The 13,382-nt window shown below is 62.4% G+C and carries 12 protein-coding genes; 3 read left to right on the top strand and 9 right to left on the bottom strand.

The window, feature by feature from the left end; all coding sequences use genetic code 11:
- Positions 1-75: 75 nt before the first annotated feature.
- The 3 genes from ACLBXN_RS19660 to ACLBXN_RS19650 form a co-directional block, all read right to left on the bottom strand.
- Positions 76-1,281 (bottom strand): NAD(P)/FAD-dependent oxidoreductase, encoded by a 1,206-nt coding sequence (locus ACLBXN_RS19660; RefSeq protein ID WP_447613257.1) that lies wholly within the window; start codon positions 1,279-1,281, stop codon positions 76-78.
- A 678-nt stretch (positions 1,282-1,959) separates the two neighbouring features.
- Positions 1,960-2,943 (bottom strand): catalase family peroxidase, encoded by a 984-nt coding sequence (locus tag ACLBXN_RS19655; protein ID WP_447613256.1) that lies wholly within the window; start codon positions 2,941-2,943, stop codon positions 1,960-1,962.
- A 49-nt stretch (positions 2,944-2,992) separates the two neighbouring features.
- On the bottom strand, positions 2,993-3,382 hold the full coding sequence (locus ACLBXN_RS19650; protein ID WP_053281747.1) for a COG4315 family predicted lipoprotein: 390 nt from the start codon (positions 3,380-3,382) through the stop codon (positions 2,993-2,995).
- A gap of 270 nt (positions 3,383-3,652) precedes the next feature.
- Here ACLBXN_RS19650 and ACLBXN_RS19645 point away from each other — a divergent pair, with 270 nt between their 5' ends.
- A complete protein-coding gene (locus tag ACLBXN_RS19645; RefSeq protein ID WP_447613255.1) occupies positions 3,653-4,108 on the top strand; it encodes a MerR family transcriptional regulator in 456 nt (151 codons plus the stop codon).
- On the opposite strand, the gene ACLBXN_RS19640 is transcribed toward ACLBXN_RS19645, so the two are convergent.
- Positions 4,093-4,779, bottom strand: a complete 687-nt coding sequence (locus tag ACLBXN_RS19640) for a type 1 glutamine amidotransferase domain-containing protein (protein WP_447613254.1) — start codon at positions 4,777-4,779, stop codon at positions 4,093-4,095. The two genes, ACLBXN_RS19645 and ACLBXN_RS19640, sit on opposite strands and share 16 nt — an antisense overlap.
- A 292-nt stretch (positions 4,780-5,071) precedes the next feature.
- On the opposite strand from ACLBXN_RS19640, the gene ACLBXN_RS19635 reads away from it, so the two are divergent.
- Together ACLBXN_RS19635 and ACLBXN_RS19630 are read left to right on the top strand one after the other, a co-directional pair.
- Positions 5,072-5,872 carry a MetQ/NlpA family ABC transporter substrate-binding protein gene (locus ACLBXN_RS19635; RefSeq protein WP_447613253.1) on the top strand — a complete coding sequence of 267 codons (801 nt, stop codon included), beginning with the start codon at positions 5,072-5,074 and terminating at the stop codon, positions 5,870-5,872.
- A 4-nt stretch (positions 5,873-5,876) separates the two neighbouring features.
- Positions 5,877-6,980 carry a DUF6817 domain-containing protein gene (locus ACLBXN_RS19630; RefSeq protein WP_447613252.1) on the top strand — a complete coding sequence of 368 codons (1,104 nt, stop codon included), beginning with the start codon at positions 5,877-5,879 and terminating at the stop codon, positions 6,978-6,980.
- A 118-nt stretch (positions 6,981-7,098) separates the two neighbouring features.
- Here ACLBXN_RS19630 and upp read toward each other — a convergent pair whose 3' ends face one another.
- The 5 genes from upp to ACLBXN_RS19605 form a co-directional block, all read right to left on the bottom strand.
- The gene (gene upp / locus ACLBXN_RS19625; RefSeq protein WP_043005336.1) at positions 7,099-7,731 is read right to left on the bottom strand and encodes a uracil phosphoribosyltransferase; all 633 of its coding nucleotides are present in this window, start codon (positions 7,729-7,731) and stop codon (positions 7,099-7,101) included.
- 111 nt (positions 7,732-7,842) lie between these two features.
- Positions 7,843-8,817 (bottom strand): threo-3-hydroxy-L-aspartate ammonia-lyase, encoded by a 975-nt coding sequence (locus ACLBXN_RS19620; RefSeq protein WP_447613251.1) that lies wholly within the window; start codon positions 8,815-8,817, stop codon positions 7,843-7,845.
- Positions 8,818-8,998: 181 nt separating this feature from the next.
- Positions 8,999-9,895, bottom strand: coding sequence for an enoyl-CoA hydratase-related protein (locus tag ACLBXN_RS19615; protein WP_447613250.1), 897 nt, complete (start codon positions 9,893-9,895; stop codon positions 8,999-9,001).
- Positions 9,896-9,989: 94 nt separating this feature from the next.
- Positions 9,990-11,564, bottom strand: a complete 1,575-nt coding sequence (locus ACLBXN_RS19610; protein WP_211459040.1) for a methyl-accepting chemotaxis protein — start codon at positions 11,562-11,564, stop codon at positions 9,990-9,992.
- Positions 11,565-11,823: 259 nt separating this feature from the next.
- Complete coding sequence (locus ACLBXN_RS19605; RefSeq protein WP_447613249.1) at positions 11,824-13,350, bottom strand: helicase HerA-like C-terminal domain-containing protein; 1,527 nt, start codon at positions 13,348-13,350, stop codon at positions 11,824-11,826.
- Positions 13,351-13,382 lie beyond the last annotated feature (32 nt).

The raw sequence follows: 13,382 nt of genomic DNA, 5'->3' as shown, positions 1-13,382 counted from the left end.
TCGGAGTTTGGCCGGGCACCAAGACCCGGCTCTCTTGCAGAAGGGGCACGCAGCCCCTGTTAGCAATTGCTTGGATTAGGCGACGACTATTCGTAAGGGGTCAGCCGATTGCAGAGCTTCGGCGCGATTCGCCGAAGGCGGGTAAATCCATTCGGTGTTGATTTTCTTTTTGAGTGCCTTGGCTTCCGCTCCAATCAGCTTGACCGAACGTTCCCACCCTTCGGTATAGACCGCACCCCAGGGGCCAAGGTCGAGGCAAGTCACATACTTCGGCTGACTATAAGGAATCGACGCGAGCCCAAGCAGGTCGGCTGCAACATTGTGTCCGGCGGAGCGGCCGAGATTCATTGCGTGCTGGCAAGACATCATCGCAACGTGGCCGTGCTCGTCGGTTGCGGCATAGGCAACATCTCCCGTTGCATAGACGGAGGGTGCCGCCTTCACGCGCAGATTCTTGTCGACGTGCAATCGGCCGTATGCGTCCCGCTCTCCGGGGATTTGGGAGGTGAGTTCGTTCGCGCGAGCACCTGCCGTCCACACGACCGTGCTCGCATCGATGCGCTGGCCCGCTGATGTGACCAACCCATGTTTATCGATGGCCGTCACCCCTGCACCCAGAACCACAGTGACGCCAAGCTCGGCGAGCGCCTGTTCAATTACTGGTCGCGGGCCTGGACCGAGGTCGGGACCGATGTCATTGTTACGTTCAACAATGACGACATTTACATCTGCGCTTTCACCCAAGGCTGCGCGCAACCGGGCAGGCATTTCCGCAGCAGTCTCAATTCCGGTAAATCCTCCGCCGACAACGACAAGAGTGCGTCTGGCCTCAGTGTCGGGCTGCGCGCGAAGCCCTTGAATGTGCGCTTCAAGAGTGGCCGCGTCCTCCACTTGGTCTACGTTGAAGGCGTGCTCGGTGAGCCCAGGGATATCGGGGCGAAAAAGCTTGCTCCCGGCGGCAAGCACAAGTCGGTCGTAGGAAACTTGAACACCTTGTCCCTGCGCATTGACGAGCACGAGCTGTTGCTGCACGTCAATTTTTTCGACACTGCCTTGCATGAATTTCACGCCAACTGCATCAAGCAGCTCGGTCAGTTTGACGCGCATGCTGTTTGGGGCTTCCTCGTACAAGCGAGGTCGAACATGTAGCTCAGGCAGTGGGGCAACAAGCACTACTTCGATGTCAGAACGCTTTTGCATATCCAAGACGCGCGCCGCAGCAAGGGCGCTCCACATGCCAGCAAAGCCAGCACCAACAATCACGATGCGTTGAGTATTCACGATTTACCTTCATCCCACGAACCACGGCATGCCTGGTGAGCCCGAAGGCTCACCAAGGTCCGGTAGAAGTGTCGACAGTTGGCGTGCAGGAGACCGCCTTGGTTCGGCAAATCAGAAGCTGCCGGTCGAACACATAACTACGACAATGATAGTCGGAGTTTTGGTGGGGCGCATCAAATGCAGGATTTCCAGCCGAAGGAAGGGGACTTCGGCTGTTGCAAGAGATACGAGGGGCGCTGAGAGGGAATGCCTGAGGAGTTGCCTCCGATGTGCCTAATTCGGGATTAGTCTTGCTCCAAGAAATTTGATTGCTTCACCTTGTCCAGAGCATTCTTGAGGCGAGCCAGGGCAGCTGCGTGCGACGTTGAATCAGGGCCATTTGCACGGTGCACAAGCCGATGATTAAAGCCTCCAAAACGACTTGATGGGCTCCACGGAAACGCGCCTCGCGTGCTCTACGACCAAGCGCGCCAAGATGCCGTCAGTCAAGGCATCCATGTTTGATAGCAGACAGAACTCACCTTAGAGCCGTCGTCGACAGGGAGGCCTGTAGGACGGCTTCTGGCCGATCATCGACTTGCGAAGATCGGCTGGTAGCTTGCTTTCCAGGCTCGCGCTTGCTTGGACCTGGCCATGCTGGAGCCTAAGGAGGAATGTACTGAGCTTGCTCCTCGGAGTTCATTGACCACTCAAGCGCTTGCCAAATGACACCGCATAGGCCTGGGAGCGAAAGCGGAGCACCGGATCATTGGTGGGCGCAATGCCGTCGGCCATCACCATCGGATCAAAGTTGATCGGCTCGCACAAGCCTCCGTTCTGAGTCGAAGCGCTGGTAATCGTCAAGGTGCCGGCCTTGAATTCAGGTCGCTGCGCGGGCCATGACTGCGTGGGGTCGTCCTGCGCATCACCTGGCCGTCCGACAGTCACCAGCATGTCCCAGCGAGCCGGCTTTTCTGATGTGCTGCGGATCAATGCGGTTTCCAGAAAGTCCGACCCAGCCGTCTTCAGCGCCTCATTGCTTAGCGGCTTCTCTCCCTCCTGCGGTACGAAGCGCCAGCGCACCAGAGTCACCTTGTCCTGTGCATTGATGAACTTGAAGGTGTGAATGCCAAAGAATGCGCTATGGGTGTAGCTGTCGGGTGGGTTGTGGCTGGCCAGGTATTGCGCCTGAGCCAAGTTGTCAGGATGGGAGGCTTTGAATGCTTTGAGCTTTTCCGGGTCCGGCTTGCCGGTGGCTGGATCGGGGCGCTGAGCTTCGGTCAAGTCCAGAAATGTTGCGGGGTGGGCGGCGCCGAACATGGGGGTGTTCAGCATGGACATCTGGTGCACCTGACCCTGCGGGAGCTTGAATTGCAGGGCCATTCCACGCGCGCTTTGGGCAACATCCGGCGCCTTGGGGTTTCCTCCTGCCAGCGAGAAGCGCGCAATCACCGGAACGGCTTGGCCGGAAAACAGTGTGGAGCGTGAATATCTGGCGGCCTCGGCGGTGGCGGTGAATTCGCCCACCGCGCAGCTCCCCTTGATGTGATTGCGGCGCTCTCCCTGGTGAACGCCAAAGGTCGCTTCCAGGGCCTGGACCACCCGCGGTGCCGTCACTTCCGGCTCGGCTGCCTGCGTGAAAACCGGCGGCACCAGCATGGCACAGCTCAGCGCGAGCTTCATTTTTCGGAGCTTCATTGTTTCTTCCTCTTGATGATCCAGGCTTGATTGCTTAGGGTTTGGCTATGTGCCAGCTGTTGTTGAGCAATCCGTCTCCCGTTCTGTCTCCGGGCTTGGCATCCTTGGCCCAGTAATAAAGAGGACGGCCCTTGTAGGCCCATTGCTGATCACCGTTGTCGCGGGCAACCAAGCTCCAGTCACCGGTAGCCGTCGCACCCGGAGCCACCATCAGAGGTGGCCAGTTTGTGGCGCAGCCACCGTTGCATACGCTCTTGCCGGATCCGGCGGCATCTTTGTCGAAGACATAGAGCGTCATCTGATTGGGGCCCACGAGCACGCCATTCATGGCAGAAGCGGGCGTCTGCGCCTGGGCGGCAGTTGTCACGGCACAGGCTGCCAGGAACACCGAGGTGAGGGTGGCGAAGGAAGCGAGACGGGTCATGGAGATCTCCTTGAGGTTGACCTGCTGTAAACAGTTCAATGACGCTGTTTATTCCATTGAAGACTCTGCCTTTTCATCCTCCGAGGCTGCCCAGGCGGAAATCGCCGTACACCGTGCCGCGCAAGGCGATCTGCCCATTGGTACCCGAGTGGATCTGCGATTCCACTCCTTGACGCATAGGCTTCACCAGCCTCGACGACCGGGAATGGTGCAAGCATGAGCTTGAAGCCTGGTTCAAGGTCAAGCGCGGATTGCGCGAGAATGGCGCACATGAAGATCGGAGAACTCGCACAGCGCACAGGCCTGGCCGCATCGCGCATTCGCTTTTACGAGCGCATCGGGCTGCTGGGCGTTGCCCAGCGCCAGGTCAACGGCTATCGCAGCTATCCCGAAGAGGCGGTGCTGGCGCTCAGGCTGATTGCCACGGCGCAGCGGGCCGGCTTCAGCCTGCAGGAGTTGCGCCAGCTGCTGCCCGAGGATCTGGAGCAGTGGCAGCATGACGAGTTGCTGGCCACACTGCATCGCAAGCTGCAGAGCATCGATCTGATGCTGGCACAGCTGACGCAACATCGCGCCGAACTGGGCGAGCTGATCGCCCAGATCGAGGCCAGACCCGAAGACATGGACTGCGCCGCCAATGCTAGGCGTGTGCTGTCCCAGATGCGCTTGCTGGGGCGGGAGGGGGACGGGGAGGCAGCGGGCCGGCCTGCTCAGCCCAGCAACTGAGCCACTTGCAGGGCAGTGGCCCGGGCCGACTGCGGGTTCTGCCCCGTCACCAACCTGCCGTCCGTCACGACCTTGGAGACAAAGGGCAGCCAGGCTTTTTCATGCCGGGCTCCGCGCTGGCGCATCAGCGCTTCGGCGTTGTACGGCACTTTGCCGGCCACGCCGGCCAGCCTTTCTTCCAGCCAGGAAAAGCCAGTCAGCCGGCGTCCGGCGACCAGCAGCGAGCCGTCGGACAGACGGGTTTCGAGCAGACCGCAATAGCCGTGACAGACCGAGGCAACGACGCCACCGCGCTCATGGATGTCGCGCGTGATGCGCTGCAGCCCCTGCGAGGATGGAAAGTCCCACATCACTGCATGGCCGCCGGTGAAATAAATGGCATCAAAGTCTTGCGCGTCCACGGCGTCAGGAGCGGCCGTATTGGAGAGCAGTGCCATGCGCGCTGCATCCGCCAGCCAAGCCCTGGCCGTGGCATCCCGGTTCGGCCATTTCAGCGAGCGCGGCTCCAGTGGCGAGCGGCCACCCAGCGGGCTGACCAGGTGCTGCGCATAACCCCGCCGGGCAAAGACTTCCCAGGCATGGCTGAGCTCCGACAGCCACAGGCCGGTGGGCTCGGCAGGGTCATCGTAGTGGGCGACGTTGCTGACGACGTGAAGAATGCGACGAGGCATGGGGTGTCCCCTGTGGCTACCAACTTAAGCTTGAAGTGCAGTTCAATGTCAAGCTCGCGATGTGCTTGAGGAATTCCTGTTTTGATAGCTTTCATCGCTTGATTGATAAGGGATTGAGCTGGTTTTGTTGATATTTTCCGAGCCACGCTGCCAGCCATCCTGCTTTGTGATGGGGGCGGGCCTCAGCCTGGCTGCCGAGGTTTGCTTTATGCGTTAAGTTTCAAGCTGCTGTCCCTAAGCGTGCACATGCTTGGTGGACCCGAGTTTCCCGGATTTGTCTTGAAAGGTGCCCATGGTGCACAAGCGTTCTCTCGTAAAAGCCCTGGCAGTTGCCGCCCTGGTACCTGCCGCATTGCTGGCCCAGGCACAGGATCTGGCCGTGACTGTCGGCGTGACGGCAGGCCCCCACGCCCAGATTGCCGAAGTGGCCAAGCAGGTTGCAGCCAGGCAGGGTCTGAAGGTCAGGCTGGTGGAATTTGGCGACTTCATCCAGCCCAATGCGGCGCTGTCTACCGGCGATCTTGACGCCAACATCTACCAGCATCAGCCCTTCCTCGATGCCCAGAACAAGGACCGAGGCTACAAGCTGGTGCCCGTGGCCAAGGCCGTGAACCAGCAAATGGGCGTGTACTCCAGAAAGATCAGGAAGCTGGCCGATCTCAAGAGCGGCGCGCGCGTGGGCATTCCCAACGATCCCACCAATGGCTCGCGTGCTCTGATGGTGCTGGCCAAGCAGGGATTGATCACACTCAAGGCCGATGCTGGTGCGCGTGCCTCGGTGCTGGACATCACGGCCAACCCGAAAAAGCTCAAGTTTGTCGAGCTCGAAGCCGCCCAGTTGGCCCGCGCCCTCGATGATCTGGACGCCGCGGCTGTCAACAGCAGCTATGCCGTGGCGGCCGGCCTGTCCCCCCAGGGCGACTCGCTGGCGCTGGAAGATGTGAACACGCCTTATGTGACCGTGCTCATCGTCACGCGCGCCGGTCATGAAAACAGCAAGGGCCTGCAGGCGTTTGTGAAGGCCTACCAGTCACCCGAGGTCAAGGCCTTTGTGGAAAAGACCTTCAAGGGTGCCTACACAACTGCATGGTGAGAGCATGAATCAGCCCTGGAATCAACTGGATGAGGCGCTGTTCGAGCGCGCCAAGACTTTGCTGGACGAGGAATGGCTGAGCAGTGACGCCGATCTGGCGCCGCTGCTGCCCGTGGTGCTGGAGCGCGGCGTGGGTCAGGATTGGCACAAGGCCGGCACTTTCCGCCACCATCTGGAAGGTGTGGCGCGCTCTCTGGCGCTGTGGCAGCAACCCAGGCAGGTGCGCCAGCTGGGTCTGCTGCACAGTGTCTACGGCAATGCCTTTGTCGATCTGGTTAAGTTCGATGCTGGCAACGAGCGCGAACAGCTCAAGAGCCTGGTCGGGGAGCAGGCCGAGCATCTGGTCTATCTGTTCTGCACCATGAGCCGTACCCAGTTCGTGCAAAAGCTGCTGGCGGGTGAGCTCGGAGCCGATGGCAGCCTGCAGATCGAGCGCAACGGCCCCGAGCCGCGTGAGACCATCAGGCTCACGGCCTATGAAGTGGCTGTGTTCGCGATCGTCAGCATGGCCGACAGCATGGAGCAGTGGTTTAGCTGGCAGGAAGACATCTACTCGCGCTTCCCGGCCGTGGACCACAGCCGTCAGCAGGCCGTGCACTGGGCAGCGTCGCTGTGGCCCGGCCCCATGCGCCCCAGCAGCCGCATGCTCAGCCAGATCAGCGGCCTGGGTCAGGCGCTTCAGCATCCTGCGCTCAAGACCCAGCTGCCGCTGCCGCCCGTGTTTGCGAACTGCAGCCAGCTGCTGAGCGCGGGCAACGAGGCTGCGGCCGTGGCGCTGTACTGGTCGGTGATTCAGCTCGATCAGCCGCTGGTCGATCTGGACGCTGCCACCGCCACGCTGGAGCAGGCCGTGGCCCTCAACCCCTGGGTGGGCGAGCCGCAGATGGTGCTGGCCCAGCTCTATCTGAGCGCTGGCCGCAGCGCCGATGCCGCTCGTGCCGCCGAGAGCGCGTTGCAGTGCTTTTGCACCTGGGGCAATGCCTGGGACAAGCGCGTGCAGTGGGATGCCTGGATCGCCTGGACGCGTATCTTGCTGCAGTCGGCCCGGCAGGGCAGCTGGCCTGCTCGGCTGGACAAGCTCAACAACATGGCGCTGAACCAGATCTGAACTGGATCTGAAATTGATAGCTGTCAGCGCTGGATACATAAGCGCTGCAGGCTGTTTTAAGCATGAAAAAAGCCCCAAGGCTTTGCGCCTGGGGCTTTTTGTTGGCAGACAGCCGTGCTTACTTGGTGCCGAAGATACGGTCGCCCGCATCACCCAGGCCGGGCAGGATGTAGCCATGGCTGTCCAGTTCGCGGTCCACGGCGGCGGTGTAGATGTCCACGTCGGGGTGGGCGGCCTGCATGGTCTTCACGCCTTCGGGGGCGGCCAGCAGGCACATGAACTTGATGGACTTGGGAGCGCTCTTGTCCTTGAGCTGCTGCACGGCCGCCACGGCCGAGTTGCCGGTGGCCAGCATGGGGTCGACCACGATCACGTCGCGCTCGCCCATGTTCTCGGGCATCTTGTAGTAGTACTCGACGGGCTTGAGGGTCTCGGGGTCGCGGAACAGGCCGATGTGACCGATACGGGCACCGGGCACCACGTTGAGCATGCCGTCCAGGAAGCCGTTGCCTGCGCGCAGGATGGAGACCAGCGCCAGTTTTTTGCCGTCAATGACCTTGCCCATGGTCTTTTCCATGGGGGTTTCGATCTCGATGTCCTGCAGCGGGAAGTCGCGCGTCAGCTCATAGGCCATCAGGGTGGACAGCTCGCCCAGCATGCGGCGAAAGCTGTTGGTGCTGGCTTCCTTGCGGCGCATCAGCGTCAGTTTGTGCTGGACCAGAGGGTGGTCGATCAAATGCAGAGTGCTCATGTTCTTGGTCTTTGTGGTGAAGGCAGGCAGGCCCGCTTGTGGCGGGCACGTGCTTGCAAAATTGAGATCAGGCGGATGCGGGCCGGGCCGCAACGGACGCTATTTTCGCTGTCACTCGGACAGCAGGCTGGCAAAACGCTCTAAATCCACATTGCCGCCACTGATCACAATGCCCGCGCGCTTGCCCTTGAGCGGCAGACCGCCGTGGATGGCGGCTGCCAGCGAGAGCGCGCCCGTAGGCTCGACCACGATTTTCATGCGCTCTGCGTAAAAGCGCATGGCCTGGACCAGTTGCTCGTCGTTGACGGTCAGCACCTCGCTCACGCGCTGCTGGATGATGGCAAAGGTCAGATCGCCTGCTGCCTGGGTTTGGGCACCGTCGGCAATGGTGCGCGGCGTATCGATCTTGACGATATGGCCTGCACGCAGCGACTGCTGCACATCGTTGCCGGCTTCGGGCTCGACGCCGATCACCTTGCACTGCGGAGCCAGGGCGTTGGCGGCCAGCAGACTGCCCGAGAGCAGACCGCCGCCGCCCAGGCAGACAAACAGATAGTCCAGATCTGGCACTTCCTCCAGCAGTTCCTTGACGGCCGTGCCCTGGCCGGCGATCACGTCGCGGTGGTTGTAGGGCGGGATCAAGGTCATGCCGCGCTCGGTCGCCAGCTTGTCAGCAATGGCTTCGCGGTCTTCGGTGAAGCGGTTGTAGGTGACGACCTGGGCGCCATAGCCGCGCGTGGCCGCCATCTTGGAGGCCGGTGCATCCTCGGGCATGACGATCAGGGCCGGCATGTCCAGCAGCTGGGCCGCCTGGGCAATGGCCTGGGCATGGTTGCCGGAGGAAAAGGCCAGTGCGCCGCCCTTGCGCTGCTCGGGCGTGAACTGCGCCAGAGCGTTGTAAGCGCCGCGGAACTTGAAGGCGCCTATGCGCTGCAGGTTCTCGCATTTGAAGAACAGGCGCGCGCCCAGCTGTTCGTCCATGGTGCGGCTGGTCAGCACCGGCGTGCGGTGGGCTACGCCCTGCAGGCGCTGGGCAGCGGCCACGACATCGTCATAAGTGGGCAGGGGGGCGGTGTTTGTGCTCATGGCAAGACAGGCTGGGGTGGTACTGAATCCATGATAACGGTGCCCCGCCCACTTCAAGCCGATTTGCAGCGTTGCGGCTCGGCTACCTGTCGATGGCACCCAGCGGGCCATCGAGAAGATAGAGGAATGCCAGCAGAAAAGGCATGCAGCCCTTTACTGGTAATCGCTGGTAGCTATTAAATCAGGATCTATCGCCCGCTGGAGGCAGTGCTGGTGCAAACGCCTGCAGCGGCTCCAGCGGGGGGAAGTCGCCGGCACGCTTGGCCTGCATGGCACTCACGGCCTCCATGACATGGCGGTTGCTCCAGATGCCGCTCTGCACCCAGCCCATTTGCTGCAGCGAGTCGCTCACGCTGTGTTCGCGCGCGTAATTGATCACCTGCTTGCTGCCCCAGATGGCCACGGGCGGCTTGGCTGCAATTTCGCGCGCGCAGGCGAGAGCTGCTGTGACGGTGGCTTCGGGCGTGTCGTGGACAGCGTTGACCAGGCCGTGACTGGCGGCCTCCTGCGCAGTCATGCGGCGGCCGGTGTAGGCCAGCTCCTTGACGATGCCCAGTGGCATCAGTTTGGGCAGGCGCTGCAGGCTGCCCAGGTCGGCGGTCATGCCGATATTGATCTCCTGCACGCAGAAAAAGGACTCGGCGCTGGCATAGCGTATGCATGCGGTGGCCACCAGATCCAGTCCGCCACCCACGCAGGCGCCCTGGATGGCGCAGATCACGGGCATGCGCAGGGCTTCGATCTTGTTGAAGGTGGATTGCAACTGGGCCAGGGTGTCGATGATGGCGGCGCGGCCCTCGGGCGTGCGGTCATTGGGCGCAAAGGCAGGGTCGGCAAAGGTATCGAGTGCCATGCCGGCGCAAAAATGCTTGCCCGTGCTGCTGATCACCAGCGCGCGTGACTGGCCGCTGCGCTGCAGCGTATCCAGCACCAGGTCCAGCTCCTGCCAGAACCTGGGGTTCAGGGTGTTGAAGGCATCGGGGCGGTTGAGCACCAGATGGGCGATATGGTCGACCAGGTCCAGGCGAAAGCTGCTCAGACCGGCGGTCCGCAAGGTGTCGTCAGAGGTATGGGGCATGCCGCATGGTGTCTTGCGGCGCCGAGCGGGCCAGTCACAAGCGTGACTGCCCCGGGCAAACCGGGGGGGGGCCGGCCGGCATGCCCCTGCCGTTTCAGACCGTCAGCGCCGGCGCTCTGTCCGCAGCCTGGACCTTGAACACGGACACCATGCCGGTCAGGCGCTGGGCCTGGTCGCTCAGCGAGACGGCGGCCGCCGTGGATTCCTCGACCAGGGCGGCATTCTGCTGCGTCATCTGGTCCAGATTGGTCACGGCCTGGTTGACCTGACTGATGCCGTCATGCTGCTCCATGGCCGAGGCACTGATCTCGCCAATCATGTCCGAGACCTTGCCGACGCTGCTGACGATTTCCTCCATCACGCGCCCCGCCTGGGAGACCTGGTCTGCGCCTTCCTGGGCGGCGTCCACGGAGGTGGTGATGAGCGCCTTGATCTCCTTGGCCGCCTCGGCACTGCGGTGAGCCAGGGCGCGCACTTCGCCGGCTACCACGGCAAAGCCTCGGCCTTGTTCGCCGGCGCGCGCGGCCTCGACCGCCGCGTTGAGGGCCAGGATATTGGTCTGGAAGGCGATGGAGTCGATCACGCCGATGATGTCGGAGATGCGGTGTGCGCTGTCGCTGATGCGTCCCATGCTGCTGACCACGGACTGCACCACATGGCCGCCGCGCTGAGCGACCTGTGCGGCATTGCCTGCCAGATGGTTGGCCTGGCGGGCGGTGTCCGAAGCCTGGGCGACGGTGGCGGTCAGCTGTTCCATGCTGGCCGCGGTTTCCTCAAGATTGGCGGCGGTCTGCTCGGTGCGTGCAGACAGGTCGTGGTTGCCGGTGGCGATTTCGGCCGATGCGGTGCTGATGGAGTGCACGCTGGTGCGTACATCGGCCACCAGGCTGCGTAGCTGGGCAGCCATGGTCGAGACGGAGCTCAGCAGGCGGCCGAACTCGTCATGGCGGTCGTTGCTGGCGGTCACCGTGAGGTCTCCCTGTGCAATGGCCTGGGTCAGCTCCACGGCTTCATTCAAGGGCTGGGTGATAGAGCGGGTCAGTGCCAGCGCCAGGCCCAGTGCGGCGGTCAGCACCAGGGCCTGCACCGCCCAGGACAGCCAGATCGCTTTTTGCTGGTCCTGCTGCAACTGAAGGCTGGCGGCGTCGCGCTGCTGCTCCTGCAGCTTCACAAAGTCCTGCAGCGAATCGACATAACGACCGATGGCGCCGAGATACTGCAGGCGGATGAAGTCGCGCATGGCTTCGATATCGCCGGTCAGCTTGATCTCCCGCGCCTGCTTGTTCAGCGCCAGAACTTCGGCACGCACGGCTGCGATCTTCTGCAGGGCAGCCTTGTCGGCATCGCTCTGAGCCAGTTTGATGACCTGTGCCTGCAGTGCCCCATTGACGGCCACGCCTTCGCTGACACGCTCGTCCATGCGCTGGGTCAGCGCTTCGTCGGTGGTCATATTGCTGGTGAGCACGCGCTCGCCCGTGGTCTCGGTGGCACCTTTCCACTGAAGGGCGAGATTGATGCGATTGTCATAGTCGGTCAGGGTCTGCATGCCGGCCTGCAGGGCCTGGGTGGACGAGTGCTGGTTCCATAGCGAGACGGCCAGCATCATGGTCAGAAGCCCGCCCAAAGTGCACCACAGCTTGGTGGATACACGCCATTGATTGAATTGCATTGGCTGTAAATTGGCAAAAGCACTGCCCGGCCGGAGCGAACTGGTGGTCTGCGGCAAGACTGGGCAGCGTGGTTAGCGTAGAGGAAAGAAGCGGCTGTGCCTGCAGGCAGCAGCACATGTCCAAGAGACTGGCGGTTGGCACCAGGGGATGGATTTATTATGTATCGTCATAATGACTGCCGCCTTGAGCGATTTCTGTCCGAAGGCCATAAAAAAGGCCTGCTGACGCAGGCCCTTGGAGCGAGTGAGTGTGTTGGAATCAGCGCTTCTTGTTGCCCAGAATGCCGCCCAGCACGCCGCGCAGAATCTCCTTGCCCAGGCTGTTGCCCACGGTGCGCACGGTGGACTTGGCCATGGTCTGCACCAGGCCGTCGTGCTGGCCGCCGCGCGGGCCGGTGCGGCCGAACAGCAGCTCCTTGAGTCCGTCCATCATGGAGTCCGTGGCGCCGCCTTGCGCGGCCGCTCCGGCCGCTGCAGGTGCATCGCCGGGCTTGGCGGGCACGGCGCTGGCAGTACGGTCGCGCAATATCTCGAAGGCCGATTCGCGGTCCACGGCTTTCTCATAGACGCCGGCGACCAGGGAACCATCGACCAGCGCCTTGCGCTGCTCGGCCGTGATGGGGCCGAGCTGGCTGCCGGGCGGAATCACGAACACACGCTCGGTCACGCTGGGGCGGCCTTTTTCGTCGAGGAAGCTGATCAGGGCTTCACCCACGGCCAGCTCGGTGATGGCGGCGGCAATATCCAGGCCCGGATTGGGGCGCATGGTGGAGGCAGCCGAGGCCACGGCCTTCTGGTCGCGCGGGGTGAAGGCGCGCAGGGCGTGCTGCACACGGTTGCCCAACTGGCCGAGCACGCTGTCGGGAACGTCCAGCGGGTTCTGGGTGACGAAGTACACGCCCACGCCCTTGGAGCGCACCAGGCGCACGACCAGCTCGATGCGCTCGATCAGCACTTTGGGCGCATCGTTGAACAGCAGGTGGGCCTCGTCAAAGAAAAACACCAGCTTGGGCTTCTCGGGATCGCCGATTTCGGGCAACTGCTCGAACAGCTCGGACAGAAGCCAGAGCAAAAAGGTCGAGTACAGGCGCGGGGCATTCATCAGCTTGTCGGCCGCCAGCACGTTGATCACGCCCATGCCGTTGGCATCGGTCTGCATCAGATCGTTGATATCGAGCATGGGCTCGCCGAAGAAGCGGTCGCCGCCCTGGCTTTCGATGGTCAGCAGGCCGCGCTGTATGGCCCCCACGCTGGCCGAGCTGATATTGCCGTACTGGGTGGTGAACTGCTTGGCGTTGTCGCCCACAAAGTTCAGCATGGCGCGCAGGTCCTTGAGGTCCAGCAGCAGCATGCCGTTGTCGTCGGCAATCTTGAACACCAGATTGAGCACGCCCATCTGGGTCTCGTTCAGATTCAGCATGCGGCCGATGAGCAGAGGGCCCATGTCCGAGATGGTGGCGCGTACGGGGTGGCCCTGCTCGCCGAACACGTCCCATAGCGTTGCTGGGCAGGCCAGGGGCTGGGGCAGGGCCAGGCCGCGATCCTTGAGCGAGGCCGCCAGCTTGTCGCCGATTTTGCCAGCCTGGCTGATGCCGCTCAGGTCTCCCTTGACGTCGGCCATGAAAACCGGCACGCCGATCTGCGAGAAGCTTTCGGCCAGTTTTTGCAGCGTGACGGTCTTGCCGGTGCCGGTGGCGCCTGTGATCAGGCCATGCCGATTGGCCAGTCCGGGCAGCAGGACACATTCTGTGGCAGAGTGCTGGGCAATCAAAAGGGGTGAAGCCATTTCGGGTTTCCTCTGGGGGGGCATGCAGTCAA

The sequence above is a fragment of the Comamonas sp. C24C genome (assembly GCF_053345995.1).
This window is presented reverse-complemented; position numbering and strand designations above follow the sequence as displayed.

What these genes read in the sequence shown, in the direction of transcription:
- ACLBXN_RS19655 (WP_447613256.1), bottom strand. Translation starts at nt 2,943, where the DNA reads ATGAAGCTCGCGCTGAGCTGTGCCATGCTGGTGCCGCCGGTTTTCACG.
- ACLBXN_RS19650 (WP_053281747.1), bottom strand. Translation starts at nt 3,382, where the DNA reads ATGACCCGTCTCGCTTCCTTCGCCACCCTCACCTCGGTGTTCCTGGCA.
- ACLBXN_RS19645 (WP_447613255.1), top strand. Translation starts at nt 3,653, where the DNA reads ATGAAGATCGGAGAACTCGCACAGCGCACAGGCCTGGCCGCATCGCGC.
- ACLBXN_RS19640 (WP_447613254.1), bottom strand. Translation starts at nt 4,779, where the DNA reads ATGCCTCGTCGCATTCTTCACGTCGTCAGCAACGTCGCCCACTACGAT.
- ACLBXN_RS19635 (WP_447613253.1), top strand. Translation starts at nt 5,072, where the DNA reads ATGGTGCACAAGCGTTCTCTCGTAAAAGCCCTGGCAGTTGCCGCCCTG.
- ACLBXN_RS19630 (WP_447613252.1), top strand. Translation starts at nt 5,877, where the DNA reads ATGAATCAGCCCTGGAATCAACTGGATGAGGCGCTGTTCGAGCGCGCC.
- upp (WP_043005336.1), bottom strand. Translation starts at nt 7,731, where the DNA reads ATGAGCACTCTGCATTTGATCGACCACCCTCTGGTCCAGCACAAACTG.
- ACLBXN_RS19620 (WP_447613251.1), bottom strand. Translation starts at nt 8,817, where the DNA reads ATGAGCACAAACACCGCCCCCCTGCCCACTTATGACGATGTCGTGGCC.
- ACLBXN_RS19615 (WP_447613250.1), bottom strand. Translation starts at nt 9,895, where the DNA reads ATGCCCCATACCTCTGACGACACCTTGCGGACCGCCGGTCTGAGCAGC.
- ACLBXN_RS19610 (WP_211459040.1), bottom strand. Translation starts at nt 11,564, where the DNA reads ATGCAATTCAATCAATGGCGTGTATCCACCAAGCTGTGGTGCACTTTG.
- ACLBXN_RS19605 (WP_447613249.1), bottom strand. Translation starts at nt 13,350, where the DNA reads ATGGCTTCACCCCTTTTGATTGCCCAGCACTCTGCCACAGAATGTGTC.